This window comes from Flavobacterium sp. RSB2_4_14, from assembly GCF_051547085.1.
In the GTDB taxonomy this organism is placed as follows: Bacteria; Bacteroidota; Bacteroidia; order Flavobacteriales; family Flavobacteriaceae; genus Flavobacterium.
Genome location: NZ_JBPTTL010000002.1, coordinates 243303 through 263547 on the forward strand (window position 1 = coordinate 243303; position 20245 = coordinate 263547).

General features: G+C 33.9%; 11 protein-coding genes. 2 read left to right on the top strand and 9 right to left on the bottom strand.

Features of this window, described 5'->3' with window-relative positions:
- Nucleotides 1–321: 321 nt before the first annotated feature.
- The gene (gene uvrA, locus ACSVH2_RS07130) at nt 322–3111 is read left to right on the top strand and encodes an excinuclease ABC subunit UvrA (RefSeq protein ID WP_438092474.1); all 2790 of its coding nucleotides are present in this window, start codon (nt 322–324) and stop codon (nt 3109–3111) included.
- Between the two features lie 6 nt (nt 3112–3117).
- On the opposite strand, the gene ACSVH2_RS07135 is transcribed toward uvrA, so the two are convergent.
- Nucleotides 3118–4290, bottom strand: coding sequence for a M28 family peptidase (locus ACSVH2_RS07135; RefSeq protein ID WP_438092475.1), 1173 nt, complete (start codon nt 4288–4290; stop codon nt 3118–3120).
- Nucleotides 4291–4565: 275 nt separating this feature from the next.
- Here ACSVH2_RS07135 and ACSVH2_RS07140 point away from each other — a divergent pair, with 275 nt between their 5' ends.
- Nucleotides 4566–5189 (top strand): hypothetical protein, encoded by a 624-nt coding sequence (locus tag ACSVH2_RS07140; RefSeq protein WP_438092476.1) that lies wholly within the window; start codon nt 4566–4568, stop codon nt 5187–5189.
- Between the two features lie 92 nt (nt 5190–5281).
- Here ACSVH2_RS07140 and ACSVH2_RS07145 read toward each other — a convergent pair whose 3' ends face one another.
- From ACSVH2_RS07145 to ACSVH2_RS07180, 8 genes are all read right to left on the bottom strand, one after another.
- A complete protein-coding gene (locus ACSVH2_RS07145; RefSeq protein ID WP_438092477.1) occupies nt 5282–6718 on the bottom strand; it encodes a sugar MFS transporter in 1437 nt (478 codons plus the stop codon).
- Nucleotides 6719–6839: 121 nt separating this feature from the next.
- A complete protein-coding gene (locus ACSVH2_RS07150; RefSeq protein WP_438092478.1) occupies nt 6840–8597 on the bottom strand; it encodes a family 43 glycosylhydrolase in 1758 nt (585 codons plus the stop codon).
- Between the two features lie 12 nt (nt 8598–8609).
- On the bottom strand, nt 8610–10709 hold the full coding sequence (locus ACSVH2_RS07155) for a glycoside hydrolase family 97 protein (RefSeq protein WP_438092479.1): 2100 nt from the start codon (nt 10707–10709) through the stop codon (nt 8610–8612).
- Nucleotides 10710–10801: 92 nt separating this feature from the next.
- Entirely contained in the window at nt 10802–13099 is a 2298-nt protein-coding gene (gene bglX / locus ACSVH2_RS07160) for a beta-glucosidase BglX (protein WP_438092480.1), read from the bottom strand.
- Between the two features lie 65 nt (nt 13100–13164).
- Entirely contained in the window at nt 13165–14529 is a 1365-nt protein-coding gene (locus tag ACSVH2_RS07165) for a glucoamylase family protein (protein ID WP_438092481.1), read from the bottom strand.
- Nucleotides 14530–14606: 77 nt separating this feature from the next.
- Nucleotides 14607–15512, bottom strand: coding sequence for a LamG-like jellyroll fold domain-containing protein (locus tag ACSVH2_RS07170; protein WP_438092482.1), 906 nt, complete (start codon nt 15510–15512; stop codon nt 14607–14609).
- 58 nt (nt 15513–15570) lie between these two features.
- Nucleotides 15571–17028 (bottom strand): RagB/SusD family nutrient uptake outer membrane protein, encoded by a 1458-nt coding sequence (locus tag ACSVH2_RS07175; RefSeq protein WP_438092483.1) that lies wholly within the window; start codon nt 17026–17028, stop codon nt 15571–15573.
- Between the two features lie 10 nt (nt 17029–17038).
- On the bottom strand, nt 17039–20005 hold the full coding sequence (locus tag ACSVH2_RS07180) for a SusC/RagA family TonB-linked outer membrane protein (protein ID WP_438092484.1): 2967 nt from the start codon (nt 20003–20005) through the stop codon (nt 17039–17041).
- Between the last annotated feature and the right edge of the window lie 240 nt (nt 20006–20245).

The window sequence follows — 20245 nt, forward strand, 5'->3', positions numbered from 1 at the left end:
CATCAAACAATACTACTCAAACGATTGATATTCTTAATTAAATCAATGCTTAACGTATTATTTGGAGATCAAAATACAAATGCGTAATTAAGTAAATGTTGTGGTAATGTATAGTTAAAATAATAATATTCGATTAAATTAGAAGTTTTATATTATATCTTCTTCAACGAAGTCAATCCAAAATACCATTTTTTATAAAAAATAAACAAATAAATTAAGTATTAATAAATTATCATATTCATAGTTTATAAAAATGAGAATTAGATAGTACTATTTCTCTTTTGAGAAATGATTACATTTGCACTCATTTACTTTTTTGCTATGAAGAGTTCAGAAATTGCTACGTTAGAACCCAAGAAAAATATCTTAATCAAAGGCGCACAGATTCACAACTTGAAGAATTTGGACGTTGTCATTCCTCGCAATGAATTAGTGGTCATTACTGGACTATCTGGTTCAGGGAAATCTAGTTTAGCTTTCGATACTTTGTATGCCGAAGGTCAACGTCGTTATGTAGAAAGTTTATCAAGTTATGCGCGACAATTTTTGGGACGACTAGACAAACCAAAAGTGGAATATATCAAAGGTATTGCACCTGCTATTGCTATTGAACAAAAGGTAAACACGACTAATGCGCGTTCAACCGTTGGAACTTCAACAGAAATCTATGATTATTTGAAATTGCTTTTCGCACGAATAGGAAAAACATTTTCCCCTATTTCTGGAAATGAAGTAAAAAAAGATACGGTTTCTGACGTAATCAATGTAATAAAAACTTTTACCTCAAACAGTAAATGGTTACTCTTATCACCAATTCATCTTGAAGAAGGTAGACAATTAGAAGACAAACTAAAAGTATTGTTACAACAAGGATTTGCTCGTATTTTAGTCAACAACGAAATGGTACGATTGGATGAAATTGACCAACATGCATTAGATAATAAAGATGTTCTACTCATAATTGACAGAATTGTCATCAAAGAAGAAGAAGATTTTTATAATCGATTAGCCGATGCGGTACAAACTGCATTTTTTGAAGGAAAAGGAATTTGCTACTTACAAGAAGTTGACACCAAAAAACGTTTGGAGTTTAGTGCTAATTTCGAATTGGATGGTATCACTTTTTTAGAACCTAACATTCATCTTTTTAGTTTTAATAATCCTTATGGTGCTTGTCCTACTTGCGAAGGTTATGGAAACATAATTGGTATAGATGATGAATTAGTTATTCCTAATACGACACTTTCTGTATATGAAAATGCCATTTATCCTTGGCGTGGTGAAAGCATGGGCTGGTATCGCGACCAATTGGTAAACAATGCCTATAAGTTTGATTTTCCTATACACAAACCTTATTTTGAATTATCAGAAGAGCAAAAAGAACTGATATGGAAAGGAAATAAATACTTTACTGGATTAGATGATTTCTTCAAAGAATTAGAAGAAAAAAATTATAAAATTCAAAATCGAGTGATGTTATCTCGCTATCGAGGTAAAACAAAATGCAACACTTGTAAAGGAAAACGATTACGTAAAGAAGCTAATTATATTACTGTTGGTGGCAAAACTATCTCTGAATTAGTTGATCTATCTATCAAAAGATTAATTCCATTCTTTAGCGAACTTAATCTCTTGGAATTCGACCAAAAAGTGGCCAAAAGACTTTTAATTGAAATCAATAATCGATTGGCTTTCCTTAGTGATGTTGGTTTGGATTATTTGACTTTAAATAGAAATTCGGCTACCTTATCGGGAGGAGAATCACAACGAATTAATCTAGCAACTTCACTCGGAAGCAGTTTGGTTGGCTCGATGTATATTCTTGACGAACCAAGTATTGGTCTACATCCAAAAGATACAGAAAGATTAATTAAAGTATTAAAAAACCTTCGTGATTTGGGCAATACCGTGATTGTGGTCGAACATGATGAAGATATAATGAAAGCAGCCGATAGAATTATTGATATTGGTCCAGAAGCAGGAACTTTTGGTGGTGAACTAGTTGCCGAAGGTACTTTCGAAGAAATTTTAAAAGCTGATTCATTAACCGCAAAATACCTTAACGGAAAACTAGAAATTGCAGTTCCAAAAAAACGCAGAGTTTCAAAGAATTTCATTGAAGTAAAAGGCGCGCGCGAAAACAATTTACAAAATGTAAATGTTGCTTTTCCTTTAGAAAGTTTAACAGTTATTACTGGCGTTTCAGGAAGCGGAAAAAGTACTTTGGTGAAGAAAATATTGTTTCCTGCCATGCAAAAAAAGCTAGAAGGCATTGGAGATAAAGCTGGGCAATTTTCCGAAATTTCGGGAAGTTTTTCACACATAAAGCATATTGAATATGTAGATCAAAATCCTATTGGCAGAAGTTCTCGTTCCAATCCAGTAACATACATCAAAGCCTATGATGACATTAGAGATTTGTATGCCAAAGAAAAGTTATCCAAAGTTCGAGGTTATCAAGCCAAACATTTTTCGTTTAATGTAGATGGCGGACGCTGTGAAACTTGTAAAGGTGAAGGTTCCATCAATGTAGAAATGGTTTTCATGGCAGATGTTTCTTTGCCTTGTGAAACTTGTGGCGGAAAACGTTTCAAAAAAGAAGTCTTAGAAGTCGCTTTTGAAAGTAAAAACATAGACGATATTCTAACAATGACAATTGACGATGCTATTGCTTTCTTCTCAGAACATAAACAAACAAAAATTACACAAAAACTGCAACCGCTTCAAGATGTTGGCTTAGGCTATGTACAATTGGGACAATCCTCTTCTACTCTTTCTGGTGGTGAAGCACAACGCATTAAACTGGCTTCTTTTTTGGTAAAAGGAGTGACCAAAGAAAAAGCACTTTTTGTATTTGACGAACCAACAACCGGTTTGCATTTTCACGACATAAAAAAACTTTTAGCTTCGTTTGATGCGTTGATAGAAAAAGGTCATTCAATCATTGTCATTGAGCACAATCTTGATTTGATAAAATGTGCGGATTGGATTATTGATTTAGGACCAGAAGGTGGCGAAAATGGTGGTCAATTATTAGCCGTAGGTACACCAGAAGATATTATTAAAAACAAAAAATCAATTACGGGTTATTATTTAAAAGAGAAGTTATAAAAGATATTATTCAACAACAATTTTCTTTGTTATTTTTATTGCTTCTGTTTCAAAAACAGCTAAATACATTCCCTTAGCTAATCCAACTAATGAAACCGTTTCAATTAGCTGGGCATTTACAATTTGTTTCTTCATAACCACTTTACCTTGCATATCAATAAATGAAAAAGTATAATCAGTGGCATCAACTGACCCCAAATTAATATTCAAACTATCTTTAGCTGGACTCGGATAAAAACTAACTTGATTGTCGTTGAAATTAGCATTTGAAAGTGTTGTAGACGCTTTGGCAAAATGAAGCATCGCTCCAGTTGCTGCTTTGGCAATATTATAAACATACGTAGGATCCATATTAATTAATAAATCACTAGCTGTATGCCTATGTGGTGTTTCGTTCTTTTCAAAAAAACCCGTAATAATCTCGTTGTTGTCTTCAAATGGCATATAATCAGACGCATAAGCATAAGACAAAAAAGTGTTTAAAGTAGAATACAGTTCAACGCAATTAATCAACTCATTCGTTACTGTGTTTGAAGCAGCATTGTTAGAAGTTGGACTGCCAGTGTCTCGTTCACAAGTTATGGTGTCATTAGTCATATCGGCTCTTCCTCCTACTTCATCAATGTTAAAAACTAAGCGAATATCCATTTTAGGAGAAGTACCATTTACGACAGTCGAAACAAAGTGTTGACTTCCTATCAAACCATCTTCTTCTCCACTGAAATTAATGAATTTTATAGAATACTCTGTGGGAATATCTTTTAATAAACGAGCCACCTCAAAAATAGTCACTACTCCACTTCCATTGTCGTTTGTGCCTTTACCAGTTATGGTATCATAATGTCCACACAAAATGATGAACGTATTGGGATAAAGTGTTCCCACTTTTGTAACTACTAGATTTTTACACGTAGTAGAACCATTTGTAAAACTATACTCTTGCAACTGATTACTACTGTAACCATAACTAATATATTCTGCTTTTAACCAATCGAGTGTGTTTTGTAACGGAGCTGTACCTCTTCTTTTTATACCTAAATTTTCAAACTCAGTAAGATTGATAAGAACATTGGAAGCTGATACTTGATCCACAATACTTCCGTAATAAGGAATATAGGTTTGACTGTAACCAATAGATGTTAATAAAAAGAATGAAAATGAAAATAGTAGGTTTTTCATTGGTGTTTTGATACTATAATTTAATTTAAATTGAAAAATTATTAGCAAATGTACTAAAATAGAATGCATATACATAATTCAAAATCTTAAAATATTTAAACAAAACATCTTTATAAACGATTATAAATCTGGAAGTTGAAACTTCTTAATCAAACCTTAAGAAATTACTTTCTGGTTTTGGCACACGTATTGGAATATGCCTTACAACAGCAAAAATAACTGTTCGAAGAAGCCGAAAATCGAAAGAGTAAGCAAAACGCATAAATATAAAGATCATGAAAAAAATTACCTTTTTAGTAGCAAGCGTTTTAATGACAACTGGTATTTTAAACGCTAAAGAAGTAACACGATTTACTTCAAACAATACAAATTTTTGTTTCGATGAGCCAATCTCATTTGTAGAAAGAGGCATTGAGTTTTTTGTTTTTCCAAATGGAGAATTTGATTTTAACACTCGACCTCAAGATAGTCAAGGTGATTATTACTATAAAACTGCTGGAAAAAGAGGAACAACAGTAGCCATTGGAAGACCAATAAATTATGGTACTTTAATTGAACATGATAGTTTTGGTAGAGTACGAAGAATTGGTAACACTTTTATCAACTATGACAACCGTGATAGGGTAAACAGAATTGGAACTGTTTACATGAGATACAACAGATTTGCACTTACCCAAATTGGTGGAATGCAAATTGTGTATAACCGAAGTGGTGAAATTATAGATACTATAGGAAGCGTAAAAGGATATAGAAATCAAGGTTATGCCTATTCATATCAAAATTATTACAATGATTATTACGTTAATAATTATGCTTCAAACTTTCAAGATGATGATTACTATTACTATAAACCAGATGGTAGTAGAGCAAAATTTGAAGATAATAAAGAAAAAAAATAGTTAAGGTTGGTTAAATTTGTTGGTTACGTTTTGCAAAAAAATCCCGTAAAGTTGAAAAACAATACGGGATTTTTAATTTTATAAAAACGGTATTAATGTCCGTTGCTCACTTTTTTGTCAAAATTAATTCCTTGAGCTTTTAAAATTCCAGTAACCTTCCATGCATAAAAGGCCAAATAAGCAAAACAAATAACGCCAACAATATAACTTACGTGAATGTTAGACATATCGGCAACGTAACCTTGTAGCCAACTTACAATTCCACCACCCATAATCATCATGATTAAAAAACTACTACCTTGACTGGTATGTTTACCCAATCCACTTATGGCTAATGTAAAAATACAAGGCCAAAGCGTACTACAGAATAACCCAACACTTGTAAACGCATAAACACTTACCATTCCATTGGTAGCCATTCCTGTTAATAATGCAACAATTCCCAAAATGGAAAATATCAATAACATTCTAGCTGGATTTCCTTTACTTGCCATGTCAGCTATTATTAAAACTAAAATAATCAATCCATAAACATAGAATGGTGTTAAATCGTGATTCATAAATTTATTAACACCTAAGAAAACTCCAAATGCTAAATAAGGAGCAATAAAACGCAATATTTTTTGCAAATTCATATCATCTGTAAAAGCTTCAACGGCACCTGTCCAACGACCAATCATCAAACTAGCCCAATATAAGGAGATGTAAGGCGCAATATCTTTTGTCAAGAAACCTAAATTTTTCTCCATATAAGCTGGTAAATTACTGGCTGTTGACACTTCAACACCTACATAAACAAAAATAGCAATCATTCCCAATACCAATTGAGGATATTTTAAAGCAGAACTTCTAGTAGTATTCGTTTCGCCTTCTACTTCAACAACCGCTTGTGGTTTGTCTGGTAATGACGAGAATTTTAACAGAACAGCTACCAATAAAAAAGCGGCACCAAGAACCAAATAAGGTGTTTTAACACTCTCAATACTCATTTCGGTATTGCCAGAAATAGCAGAGCCAAAAATAGCAAAGCTCACAATTAACGGTCCAATAGTTGTCCCAAGATTATTAATTCCACCTGCCAAAGTCAATCGTTGTGAACCAGTTGTTATTGGTCCTAATGCAATTGCCAAAGGATTAGCAACCGTTTGTTGCAATGAAAAGCCAAGTGCAACTATAAATAAGCCTGAAAGCATTAGTGGAAACGATCCAGTATTAGCTGCCGGATAAAATAATAAAGTTCCTAGAGCTGAAATTACAAGACCTAATGCTAAGGAATTTTTATACCCAATTCTATTGATTAAATCACCTTTTGTTAAATACGAAATTATCATATAAATAATAGACCCAACTGTGTAAGCTACATAGAAAGCAACGGATACTAATTGACTTTCGCCTTGAGACAAATCAAAAGCTTTCTTGAAAACGGGAATTAAAATATCGTTACTCGCTGCAACAAATCCCCAGAAGAAAAATACGGTTACTAATGGAATAAATTGTGCCCAATTGGTTTTTAAATTTTCTGTATTCATTGTTTTAGTTTTGGTTTGGTTAGTTACTATTTTTGTTTGTATTAAAAGTTTATCTTGATTTTATAAATATACAGTTATCTGCAAATTACTTTTGGAAAATTCCGATTAGTTATTAACGAATTTATTCTGATTTCTTAATTTCGCTTTTTGGTCCTATTCCGTTAGTATTAAACGCTTCTATCTGAAAATAATACGCATCCGAACGGTCTAATCCGTTGAAATAATATTCGGTTTTACCATAAACCATGATAGAACCGTATAATTTATCAGGCGATTTACCAAAGTAAATCACATAACCATCGGCATTAGGTTCTTGTTGCCATTTGAACCACACATTCCTGCGTTCGCCTTTCACTCTTGGTCCAGAACGTAAAGGAACAAATCCTTTTACTTCAGATGGTTTTTCGCCGTTACCTTTTCCAAAAATACGAAAACCGCTAATAGCAAATTTACCCGTTGGCATTCCAATATTTTCTAGTTTCAAATAACGCGCAACGAGTGGTTTTTGCAATTCGATATATTCATGCGGCACGTCTTTGGTGCTTTTGCTTTTATCAATCGCTACTTTCCAATTCTTGTTATCGTCTGAAGTGTAAATGATGTATTTATGTCCAGAAGTTGTATCCGGTTTGCCCATAATGTCAGCATCTTGATCGGCATAGTTGATTTGTATCGCGTTGATAGTACTTTTTTCACCCAAATCAGAAAGTATATATTCGCCTTTATTAGCCGTTTTTGCCGACCAATAGGTTTTGATGTCTTCATCAACAGCAAGATTAGGTTGAAATCCACCAAGCGTTGAAGAAACCTGAACTGGTTTGTTGTAATTCAGCAACATCCAACCGGCAAAGCTTTCACTTAAATGTCCTTTATTTTCCGAAGGTAAGAACGTTGGATAGTCACCATAAGCCGTATTAGAATATAAAATGTCATCTTTGTCAAAACCAGCTGGCCAAATGCCTAATCGGCGTTCGAAGTTGTTTTTTACACAAACACCAATGGTGGAAACATGCCAATATTGATTGTTATTGTCGGTGAAAGTGGCACCATGTCCGGCACCGCGAGCAAATCCACCAGGTTTATACGAAAACGGATTGTGAGATTGGTATTCAAAAGGTCCAAGCGGATTGTTTCCGACGTAAACTCCATCAGCATAACCGCTGAATTCTGTTCCTGGCGCACCATATTGCAAATAGTATTTACCGTTATGTTTTGTCATAAAGGCACCTTCAGTAAACGGTTGCAAAAAAGTGTTGTCATTATGTTCACCAAAGCGTTCCCAACCATGTTCATCGTCATTCAAAGCCAAAACTGGAATCCTATCTCCTTCGGGTTGAAAAGTTTTGCGATTGAGTTTCATGCCATACAATGGATATAAATTACTCGAACCATAATATTCATAGACTTCGTCTTTTTCCTTGTCCCAAAAAATTTGTGGATCCCAAGCGGCAGCTTCTGATTTGTGGATGAGTTCTTTCCACTCGCCTTTCGACGGATTGGTACTCATCCAAAGCGGAAATTCTTTGCCGTGAGTAGAACCAACCACTAACAAAGTATCATTAACAAAAGACAACGACGGCGCGCACAATTCGTCATAGACTTTATGCTCAAGACGAAGGAATTTTTTGGAAATAAATTTCCAATTCGACATATCTTTACTGTGCCAATAACCCCATTGATTGGTAGAAAAAAGATAATATTCTCCTTTGAAAAAAGTAATTACCGGATCAGCAGTGGCGCGATGTTTTCCTTGCGTAACAAAATTGGGAATCGGGCAATACCCATAATCAATATTAATCGGATTGCAATACGTTCTTTGCTGGGCAATTCCATAATTTGAAATAACCATCAGTAAAAGCAATGCTATCCGATATTTCATCTGTAAGAGGTTTTAATTAATAGGTACAAAACTTATAGCCGTTCCTCCTCCAGCCGCCAAAACTAATTTCAGTTTGCTTTTAGAAGTGACATTCATTGTTTTTATCTCATAATTGATTGGATTTTTTTCCCAATGAGCGCTTTTCCCATCTTGATAGATAGTGGCTTTGTATTTTTTATTGGGTGAAAGGAAATCTAATTTTATTTCCGAAGTTCTTGCATTTTCATCGGTGATGGCACCAAGAAACCAGTTTTCAGATTTTTTATCTTTTCGAGCTACTGTTAAATAATCGCCTGGTTCAGCTTCGAGATATTTGCTTTCTTGCCAATCAACTGCTACGTCTTTGATAAACTGAAAAGCATCGAGATATTTTTCATAGTTTTCAGGTAAATCGGCAGCCATTTGTAGTGGCGAATACATAGTAACATATAAAGCCAATTGCTTTGCTAAAGTCGTATGAACTTGCTCTTTTTTAGCTTTGTCATACAAACTCATTTTCACTTCAAAAATCCCTGGAGTATAATCCATTGGTCCGCCAAGCAATCTGGTAAATGGCAAAATGGTCTCGTGCATAGGCGGATTTCCGTTACTCCAACCGTTGAATTCGTTACCTCTTGCTGCTTCTGCAGCAATATAATTGGGATACGTTCTGCTGTAACCTGTTGGTCGAGAACTTTCGTGTGAATTGACCATCATTTTATAATCGGCAAATCGACGAGCAACAAAGTTGAAATGGTTGACCATGGTTTGTCCGTCATGAAATTCGCCACGAGGAATAATTCTACCTACATAACCTGATTTGGCAGCAGAATAACCATATTTTTTCATCAATTCCAATGCTCTGTCCAAGTGTCTTTCATAGTTGGCTACAGAACCCGAAGTTTCATGATGCATTATCATTTTCACGCCTTTTGACTTGGCATAGGCATTGATTTCATCCAAATTAAAATCCGGATACGGTGTGGTAAAATCGAAAACGTCTTCTTTCCAATTGCCAAACCAATCTTCCCATCCTACATTCCAACCTTCGACTAAAACACCATCAAAACCGTGCTTGGCAGCAAAATCAATGTAGCGTTTTGTATTGGCAGTAGTGGCACCATGTTTTCCAGAAGGAATTAAATCTTTGGTCAATACGTTTTGTGCATTTTGTGAACCTGCATAATCCCAAGTAGCTTTTCCGACATGCATTTCCCACCAAACACCCACATATTTCATGGGTTTTATCCAAGAAGTATCTTCAATTTTGGAAGGTTCGTTAAGGTTTAAAATCATTTTGGAACTCACAATATCTCGAGCATCATCGCTAACCATAATCGTTCTCCATGGCGAAACGCAAGGTGTTTGCAAATAGGCTTTATCGCCAATAGCATTGGGAACAAGATGTGATGTCAATTTGTATTGACTTGGAATTACATCCAATTGCATGACAGGATAATTGACAACTGCAGCTTCAAAAATATTAATATAAATTCCATCTTCCGATTTCATCATCAAAGGCGATTGTACAGCATATTTACTGAAAATAGTTTTTAAACCAATACCATTGTTTAAGTTGAGATTATCGGTGTTAATTTCAGAAAATTTAGTTTCCATATAAGGATATTCTTGACTGTCATAATCTCCAGGTATCCAAAACGTTTTGTGATTTCCTGTTAAGTTGAATTCTGATTTTTCGTCTTTTATGATGAAGTAATTCAAATTCTTTTGTTTTGGAAACTCATAACGAAAAGCTACACCTTCATCAAATACCTTAAAAATGATATTCATCCTTCTTTCTGATGCTTTTTGTGAAAGCGCAACAGACATTTCATTATAATGATTTTTAATAGTTGATTGTTCGCCCAAAACAGGTTTCCACGCTTCATTAACAGTCCAATTTCCTATACTATCGATGCTAAAACCGGAAGTTAAATCATTTCCTTCTTTTAGTTTTATACCCAAAGAACTTGTTTTAATTATTGACTTGTTTTTATACAAAACTTCATAAACTGGTTCTCCATTAGCGGTTAAAAAAAAAGTAAGTGTGATTTGTTTTGACGGAGAAAATGCTGTTTGTGCCGAAAAAGTATAAGTAAAAAGAAGTAAGGCAATGGTAATCCAATTTTTCATAATATATTTTTTTTGCTAAGATAAAAATAACATTGAATTTTAAAAACCCTCTAGTAATTACCAAAGGGTTTTTAACTAATTAAACCAAAAATCTATTTAACTAACTCAATTTTAGTTTTAATAGCTGTATTAGAATCTTTCCCAATAAAAATTTCAAATTCTCCTGGCTCAGCAACAAATTGCAATTCGGAATTGTAAAATTTCAAATCCTCTGCCGAAATTTTAAAGGTAACGGTTTGTTTTTCTCCTTTTTTAAGAGCAATTTTTTGAAAGCCTTTGAGCTCTTTTATTGGTCTTGTTACTGAACCTACCAAGTCTCTAGTATACAATTGAACCACTTCTTTTCCGTCAAAAATTCCTGTGTTAGTTACATCAACTGTAACCATCAAAGACTCATTAAAATTAATTTTTGAAGCGGACACTTTAAAATTAGTATATTCGAAAGTAGTATAACTCAAACCATAACCAAAAGGAAATAATGGCTCGTTTATTTCATCGATATAATTGGTTTTGAACTTTTCAAATTTTCCTTCTTTGTTGCCTAATGGTCTTCCTGTATTTTTTGAGGCATAATAGATAGGCACTTGACCAACACTTCTTGGAAATGTTGTGGTTAATTTCCCTGATGGATTTTCATTTCCAAATAACACATCAGCAATAGCATAACCTGCTTCACTACCAGCAAACCACACATCTAAAATAGCTGGAACGGTAGCATTTTCATCGGTTAAAACTAGCGGTCTTCCATTAAATAAAACCAACACTACAGGTTTTCCTGTTTTCAATAATGCCGCTAATAAATCTTTTTGGGCTTGTGGAATTTCAATATTGGTTCTGCTGCTGCATTCTCCACTGAATTCAGCCGATTCTCCAAGTGCTGCAACAATTACATCAGATTGATTGGCAATCTTCAAAGCTTCAGCTAGTATTGCTTCATTGGTTCGATTATCTCTGTTCAAAGTTTTGCCAAACATGGTGGCTTTTTCTTCAAGTGCAGCATCATAATCTAAATTGCTTCCTTTAGCATAAAGAATTTTAGCAGAAGTTCCAACAATAGCTTTTATTCCGGCTAGTAACGAGATAGAGTTTTCCTGTTTTGTGGCTACACTCCAAGTTCCTGCCATATTTTCTTTGGCATCAGCCAAAGGACCAATTATGGCAATTGTACCCGATTTTTTTAACGGTAAAAGTTGGTTTTCATTTTTTAATAAAACTAATGATTCTGTAGCAATTTTTCTAGCTTCACTCCTACTCGAATTGGTAAAAATTTCTGTTTTAGCTCTATTTTCATCACAATATTTATAAGGATCATGGAATAATCCTAAATCATATTTAGCGTTTAAAATCAGTCTAACAGCATTGTCTATTTCATCTATCGTAACTTTTCCCTCTTGTAATGATTTTTGTAGTGTGTTTAAAAATCCTTCGCTAACCATATCCATTTCTGTACCAGCATTTAATGATAATGCAGAACCTGTTTGCATATCGCCCATTCCATGTTCGGTCAATTCCATAATTGCAGTATAATCTGTAACAACAAAACCTTTGAAACCCCATTGTTTTCTGAGTACATCGGTCATTAACCATTTATTGCAAGTGGCAGGAATGCCATCAACTTCATTAAAGGAAGCCATCACGGTTCCAACACCTGCATCTACTGCGGCTTTGTAGGGTGGAAAATAGTCGTTGTACATTCTAATTCGGCTCATATCAACCGTGTTATATTCACGTCCTGCCTCGGGCGCACCATAAAGAGCAAAATGTTTGACACACGATAAAATGGTGTTATTTTTTGATAAATCATCGCCTTGATAACCTGTTACCATGGCTTTTGCAATTTGACTTCCTAAATAAGGATCTTCACCAGAACCTTCAGAAACTCTTCCCCAACGAGGATCACGGGAAATATCAACCATCGGTGAAAATGTCCAGTTGATTCCATCGGCACTGGCTTCTTGGGCAGCAATTTGAGCGCTTCTTTTTATTAAATTCATATCCCAAGTACACGATAAGGCAAGCGGAATTGGGAAGGTTGTTTCGTACCCGTGAATGACGTCCATTCCAAAAAGTAATGGAATTTTCAAACGACTTCTTTCTACGGCAATTTTTTGTACTTCTTTAATTTTTTGAACCGATTTGATATTGAACAAACCGCCCACTTTGCCTTGCCCGATATTTTTGGCAACGTTTGAACTATTAGCTTGACCAGTGGTTATGTCACCAGAAGTTGGCAAATTTAACTGACCTAACTTTTCTTCTAAAGTCATTTTTGAAATCAATTCGGAAACAAAGATTTCTTTTGGAGCAATAGTAGCTATTTTACTTTTTTGTCCATAGGATAAAAATATCCCAACAAATACTAATAGTATAAGGCTAAACTTAAATTTCATTATAATCTATTCTAGGGTTTGATTGCGATTTATCGAAAAAATGACGAAACTAACTATTTTTAATTTTAAAATCCGTGTTGAGTGGATGAAAATCCTAAATTTTGCAATCCTGTTTGTACTTCTGGTGCTTGCATGAATAAGTTCCAAAGAAAACCAGTTCTATAATTTTCAATCATTGGAACAATCGTGCCTTGATCTATGGCTAAATATCTTTTGGTCACCCAATCATAGTGAGGCGAAAAAGCATCATATGGTCCGGCGACACCAATTAATTTGTCTTTCCAGTCGGCATTTTCATAAAAAAATCGCAAAGCTCTCATTGATTCTTCAGGCGTATATGGAAAAGAAGATAATGCCGCTGTTGGTGATATTATTCCTTTATCATTACCAGGTCGATGATCAGTATAACCAACCGTTCCATTTGGGTTTCTAGTATAACTAGCCGTTAATCCCCAACAATCTTGACTATAACCAATCCATCCAACTGGATTTGTTGAACAATAGGTATACATAATTTGAGCATGATTTTTAGTAAGTTCCCAATAATTAGCATATTGATCTGTTAGTCCTCTAGGATCAAGTCCCAAATAAGAATAATGTGCCCAAAACATGGGTCCAACAGAAGTCGTACCATTATATTTTAGTATTAAAGGAATGTTATAACTAGATCCAGGATTTACAATTGCACCATTTCTTGCCCAAGCTTGATGATAGGCCGCTGAGGGAATTGGATGCGTTGGTGAAGAGGCGCCCATTACATAGGTAATCAAACATTCATTATATCCTTCAAGTTTAAAATTCATTTGCCATCCATAATTAGGAGACCAATGCCAATACATAGCGTTTTCACCTCTAGTATACCAACTCCATTCAACTCCTTTCCACAAGTTATCTGCCTTTTGTGCGAGTGCTTGTTCCTCTGGAGTTCCATTTTTGAAATATTCTCTAATACAAATTAATCCCTGACATAGAAATGAAGTTTCAACTATATCACCTCCATTATCGATAGTTCCAAAAGGAACGACATCACCATTTGTTCCATTCATCCAATGTGGCCATGCTCCGTGAAATCTATCCGCATTTTCAAGAAATGTGAGTGCAGTAGTTAGTCTCGAAACTGCTTCTCCTCTTGACACAAAGCCACGTTCAATACCAACAAGAATTGTCATTAAACCAAATCCTGAACCACCTGTAGTAACAAGATTTGCATCAACATACGTTTCATCAGTATGGTATCTTTCGCGAGCAAGCTTTGAATTAAACTCAGCGTAATCCCAAAAATACTTGAAAGCATCTTTTTGTGCCAAATCTAGTAGTTCATCATCAGTAAGTTGAGTAGGAATTTCTGATGTTGATGTACCTTTATCTGAACACGAACAAGAGATGAGAAAAAAATGTAAAATAAAAAGTGATTTGAAAATATATTTCATGATTGTGAATTATGTTTCATTCAGAATTAAAAAGTCTGACGGTTTGACCGCCAGACTTCATTAAAATATTAGATAAATTATCTTCCTGCTAATTCTAATTCATATAAAGCTCCTATCTCAGAAGGAGTTAATGCTTTGTCATAAACTCTTAATTCATCTACTTGACCTTTCAATGCTGCATTCCAAGCATCTGTATTTGTTCCATTTGCAACCGTTTCAAGAGCACCAATTACTGGTCTTGTTGGTAAAAAATGATTCAAAGGTTTAGCAGCTCCACCATTTCTAACTTCCCATGCTGAATTGGAAATTTTCACACCGTTTACATAAAGTTTGTTTGTTCCAGTTGGTCCGTCAAAAATATAAACGATATGTGCCCATTGACCGCCAATTTTATTAGCTGCCCATGTGTGAGTTGCATCCATCCATGGCTCTTGTTTAAGCATGTTTACAGCATCTCCACCAAATTCAGATCCATCTGCATTTTTGATTCTAAAAACCCCTTTCATTTGGATGGAATCACTAGTTACTAAACCATGTGTTTCTGCCAATAAATTAAGATTTCCAAAAGTTTCCCCTGTTCTTGTCAAAGAGAAAATTGGTGAAATATTACTTGGACCACCAGCTACCAATTTTGTATTTGAAATTTTTGCCCAACAACTAATTGAAGCACTTCCAGAAGTTGTGTTTAAAGCAGTAATTGCAGGATATGCCATAAAACCAGTGTTAAAGCTAGCTGCTTGTCCTTTAATTCCTTCTACATAGGTTGTAGCAACTGTTGATGTTGGCGAGGTATTGGAGATAGACTCTTTTCCATTTCCATTTAAAGGCCAATAGGCTTTTAGAGAAGTTGCTGCAACTTCGTCTGCATTGTTGTAACCACCAATTGGAGGTAAAGAACTTGAGTCATCACTGCTACAGCTGTTTAATGCTGCAAGTCCAAAAGTTAGGGCAATTGCCGAAATAAAAATTTTGTTCGTTTTCATAATAATAAAATTTAGTGTTTAATAATTTGTTTAATGTTAATATTTAAGTTATTTAATTTTAATATCCAGGATTTTGAGTCAATCTTCCACCGCTTGCTATAATTTGTTCACTAGGGATTGGAAATAGTTCATGTTTACCAATAATAAATGTTTTTCCATCCAATGCCATTACAGACTGTGCTCGACCCGTTCTAACTAAATCAAACCATCTATCGTGTTCCATTGCCATTTCCCATCTTCTTTCGTTTAGTATTTGTGCCAAGTCAACACTTGTAAGTGGATCTAAACCTGCTCTTGTTCTTAATTCATTCACTCTGTCCTTAGCTTCCCCTGAAAAACCTAATTGAAAAGCAGATTCTGCTCTAATAAGCAAAATATCGCTGTATTTTAAAATTCGTAGATTCTTGGCTGTATTTCCTTTATCTCCGTTCCAAGATTCGGCAGATTGACTTTGGTAAGCTTTGTAGTTATATCTAGGATTTGTCCACGATGTTGGCGCTTGGAAACCATCCCAAAGTGTGGAAGGAACAAACATAACCGTTCCTGCTTTTCTAACATCGCCAGATTGATAAGAATTGACTAAATTTAAAGAAGGTGTATTAAAACCCCAACCTAAATCTGGAGTTCCTCTTGGTCCTTGAACATTAGTATAATCCCTAAGTCCATTTGTTAAAGAGGCTTGAACTTCATAAATTGACTCGGTGCCATTTTCCCCTGATTCTCTCCATACTTTAGCGTAATCTGTTAATAAGGAATATTGACTTGAAGCAATTACGTTACCAGACATATCATAGGCTGATTGCCATTTTGTTTGGTACAAATAGGCTTTGGCTAATAATGCTTGGGCTGATCCTTTTGTAGCTCTTCCCAAATCATTATTACTGTATTGCGATTTTAGAGGCAATCTTTCAATAGCATCTAATAAATCTGTTTCAATTAAAGCATAGGTTTGTTCTTTTGTTTTTCTATTAAAAACAACGTCATTAATAGTTTCGGTATCATTAATATCAATTTTAGAGGTTACTAATGGAACACCTCCAAAACAACGTACTAAATCAAAATAGTATAATGCTCTTAAAAACTTTACCTCGCCGATTAATCTATTTTTTAAATTGGCATCTATAGTAAGTTGCTCTAAATAAAACAGTGCATTATTGGCTCTATAAATGCCTGCATATCTTCCTTCCCAAACATCATTAAAAGAAATATCGGTAGCATCAAAAGTTAGATTATCTAGTTTGTGCTTGTCAGTTCCCGTATCAGTAGATGTGGAACCTTTGTCTGCATCATCAGAAGTTATACTTGTAATGCCTATCCAAGAAAAGGAATACATATTGTAATCCAATTGTTTATTGTAAACACCATTAACCAAATTAGTGGCATTTTCAGGATTATTTAAGAAATCAAATTCAGATAAAGCTGTATTTGGTTCTACATTCAAATCATCTTCACATGCAGAGAAAACAAAAAATACTGATGTTAAAAACAAAAATTTATATTTTAAAATACTTTTCATAACGTACATTTTAGAAACTAACATTTAAACCCATTAAAAATGTTTTATTTGTTGGATATGCATCCAATTCAATGCCGGCACTTCCCATTGGATCAGCATTATTATTACCTGATAATTCAGGTGAATATCCAGAGAATTTTGTGAAAATAAATGGATTGAGTGCTGTTGCGTATATCCTCACTTTATCAATCTTATCATAAAACTTTGGCAAAGTATATCCTAGTGTTATGTTATTAATTCTAAGATATGAACCATCTTCTATATAATAAGTAGAAGAACGAGGTACTTCATTAAATGGTTTTGGATTTGATGCATCGGGATTTGAAGGTGTCCAAAAATCTTCAAGCACATCAAATTCAACATTTTCACCACCAAAGCGTTGTGCCTTTTTACCGTTGTATAATTTATTTCCACCAACGCCATAAGTATCAACAGAGAAATCAAACGTCTTGTAATTCAAACCAAAACTCAATCCATAAGTGTAAGTAGGAAGATAAGAACCTGCCACTACACGTTCATCACTATAGGTAAAATTTCCGTCACCATCAATGCCAGTTACATCATATACATAAAAACTTCCTAATGCTTCACCTACCAATACTTGCTTTGTCCATTGACCATTATTAATACTTCCGCCGATATAATCAGCGAAATAATCATTATTAACTCCTGTCAATTCGTTTTTATTAAATGAAATATTTCCATTAATAGAATAGCTCCAATTGTCATTAATTTCCTTTGTCCATTTTAAGGAAAGCTCCATTCCTTTATTAGAAACAGTTCCCGTATTTAAGGTAACTGGATCTGGTGACAATACATCTGGCAATTCAACAGGTAATATTACATTATCCGATTTTCTATCATATACATCTATAGAACCTGATAATTTATTTCCTAAAATCTTGAAATCAATACCAAAATCAATTTCTTTCATGGTTTCCCAAGTTAAATTTGGGTCTACTTGATAAGGTTGATTATTTCCTGGATAAATAGTTTCATTTGCTCCAAAAGTATAATTAAAACCAGAGGCAAAAACAGGAATATTTAGTGCATATAAGCTATTTCCATTACCTACTTCACCATAACCAGCTCTTACTTTTAAGAAATTAATAAAAGTAACATCTTTTAAAAAATCCTCATTAGACATAATCCAACCTCCAGAGAAAGCAGGGAACAAAGCCCATCGTTTTGACTCTTGGAAAGTACTTATTCCTTCTCTTCTCAAAGAAGCACTGAATAAATATTTATCATTATATTCATAATCAACTCTACCAAAATAGGCTAATGAAACAAGTGGTGTTTCTTTTCTGTTATCAATAAAAGAGTCTGGTGGAACTTCATCATTGTAGGTGGCTAAATCTAATGACCAATAATTAGATTGTTCTGGCACATTCCAACCAATAGCACTAAGATTTTCGGTTACATTTGAAGTAGTTCTCGACATACCTAAAGTAGCTTTGATATCATGTTTTCCAAATACTTTACTGTAAGTGAAAAAATTATCCCAATTCCATCTATAACTATCTCCTCTTCTTTGTTGAAGTGTATTTATTGGGTTTGAAGAAGGATAATCACTAGCGTCTTGAGTTGGATTTTGAGATAACCAAATATCTCTACTTGGTGTGTAGGTGTAACCTTTTGAAGTATCATAAGTAGCACCGAAATTGGTATTAAATTTTAAGTTTTCAACTATTAATAATTCAGCACCAATATTACCAAACAATACAACGTTTTTATTTTCCTCAAAAGTATAATACAATTGAGAAACAGGATTCCCAACATTATTAAACCTATCGCTTCCATTTATATCCACTTGACCAGTTTCTGGATTTCGTAGCGGAACTCCCCATCGTCCATTTTCAAATTTTACAGGAACAATTGGCGCTTGTTTATAAGCATTAGTAAAAGCACTTAAAGGTTTAGGTGTATTGTTAACAATAGATAAATTAAATGATTGGGAAATTTTTAATCGTTTTTCAAGAAACGTAAACTCATTGCGAGAATTTACATTAGTTCTTTCAAATTGAGTCCCATTTAAAATTCCTTTATCTTTCAAATTGGTAACACCAAAGTAAAAATTAATATTTTCTGAACCACCAGACATGGATAGGTAATTACTATATGTTTCGCCAGTACTGGTAATTTCATCTAACCAATTGGTTTCATATGGCTGTGTAAAATTAAAATAAGAAGAAGAACCTAAAGCAGTATTATTGTAATAAACATAACGATAAGGTTCAGACATTTTAACCTCTCTTTGAATTGATCTTATCCCAAAATAAGTATCATAATTTATCTTTAATTTACCGTTCTTACCCTTTTTTGTAGAAACAACTACAACACCATTCGAACCTTTTTGTCCATAAATAGCTAAAGAAGAAGCATCTTTCAAAATATCAATAGTTTCAATTTCATTTGGACTTAAACCATTCAAACTTGAGGCTTCTAAACCATCAATAATATATAATGGATCTCTTCCACCCAATACAGTTCCTAAACCTCTTATTCTGATAGAAGGATTTGCGCCTGGTTCATCATTGGTCACAATATTAACACCAGCAGCTTTACCTTGAATAGCTTGTATTGCAGACTGCGATGGAGTTTTAACAATTTCGGAAGCTTTTATTTGTGCCACTGAACCTGTAATTGATCCCGCTTTTTTTGTTCCATATCCAACAACTACTACTTCTTTCAATAAAAAATTACTCTCATTTAAAACAATAACCATATTTATTTGTGCTTTGGAAGTCACGGTCTCAAAACCAATCATTGAAAACTCAAGTAAATCTCCTAATTCAGCTTTTATAACAAAGTTTCCATCAAAGTCAGTTTTAGTACTGATATTTTTATTTTTAACAACAATATTTGTCTCAGGCATAGGCAATCCGTTAACGTCAACAACCTTTCCTTTGATTTCTTGACCGTAGGAAAATGAATAGAAAGTAAATAATAAAAAATAAGTAAAAATAAATTTCATGAGAGTATTATTTTTTGTTTGTGCTAATATACTAACTAAATCGATGTAGTAATGACATGAAATTCACTACACATCTACATCATAATAAAAATAATAAAATACAAAAAATTGATTTACATCACTTTATGATATATAAAGGCACTAAAAAACACATCTAAACAAATTGAATATGATGTAGCAATGATGAGTTAATAATTAATAAAGATTGGTGTTTAAAATTATTATATCAACAAAAAATAT

Bases quoted from the DNA above. Each gene is read 5' to 3' on its own strand.
- ACSVH2_RS07170 (WP_438092482.1), bottom strand. From the start codon at position 15,512: ATGAAAACGAACAAAATTTTTATTTCGGCAATTGCCCTAACTTTTGGA.
- ACSVH2_RS07155 (WP_438092479.1), bottom strand. From the start codon at position 10,709: ATGAAAAATTGGATTACCATTGCCTTACTTCTTTTTACTTATACTTTT.
- bglX (WP_438092480.1), bottom strand. From the start codon at position 13,099: ATGAAATTTAAGTTTAGCCTTATACTATTAGTATTTGTTGGGATATTT.
- ACSVH2_RS07180 (WP_438092484.1), bottom strand. From the start codon at position 20,005: ATGAAATTTATTTTTACTTATTTTTTATTATTTACTTTCTATTCATTT.
- uvrA (WP_438092474.1), top strand. From the start codon at position 322: ATGAAGAGTTCAGAAATTGCTACGTTAGAACCCAAGAAAAATATCTTA.
- ACSVH2_RS07140 (WP_438092476.1), top strand. From the start codon at position 4,566: ATGAAAAAAATTACCTTTTTAGTAGCAAGCGTTTTAATGACAACTGGT.
- ACSVH2_RS07150 (WP_438092478.1), bottom strand. From the start codon at position 8,597: ATGAAATATCGGATAGCATTGCTTTTACTGATGGTTATTTCAAATTAT.
- ACSVH2_RS07175 (WP_438092483.1), bottom strand. From the start codon at position 17,028: ATGAAAAGTATTTTAAAATATAAATTTTTGTTTTTAACATCAGTATTT.
- ACSVH2_RS07165 (WP_438092481.1), bottom strand. From the start codon at position 14,529: ATGAAATATATTTTCAAATCACTTTTTATTTTACATTTTTTTCTCATC.
- ACSVH2_RS07145 (WP_438092477.1), bottom strand. From the start codon at position 6,718: ATGAATACAGAAAATTTAAAAACCAATTGGGCACAATTTATTCCATTA.
- ACSVH2_RS07135 (WP_438092475.1), bottom strand. From the start codon at position 4,290: ATGAAAAACCTACTATTTTCATTTTCATTCTTTTTATTAACATCTATT.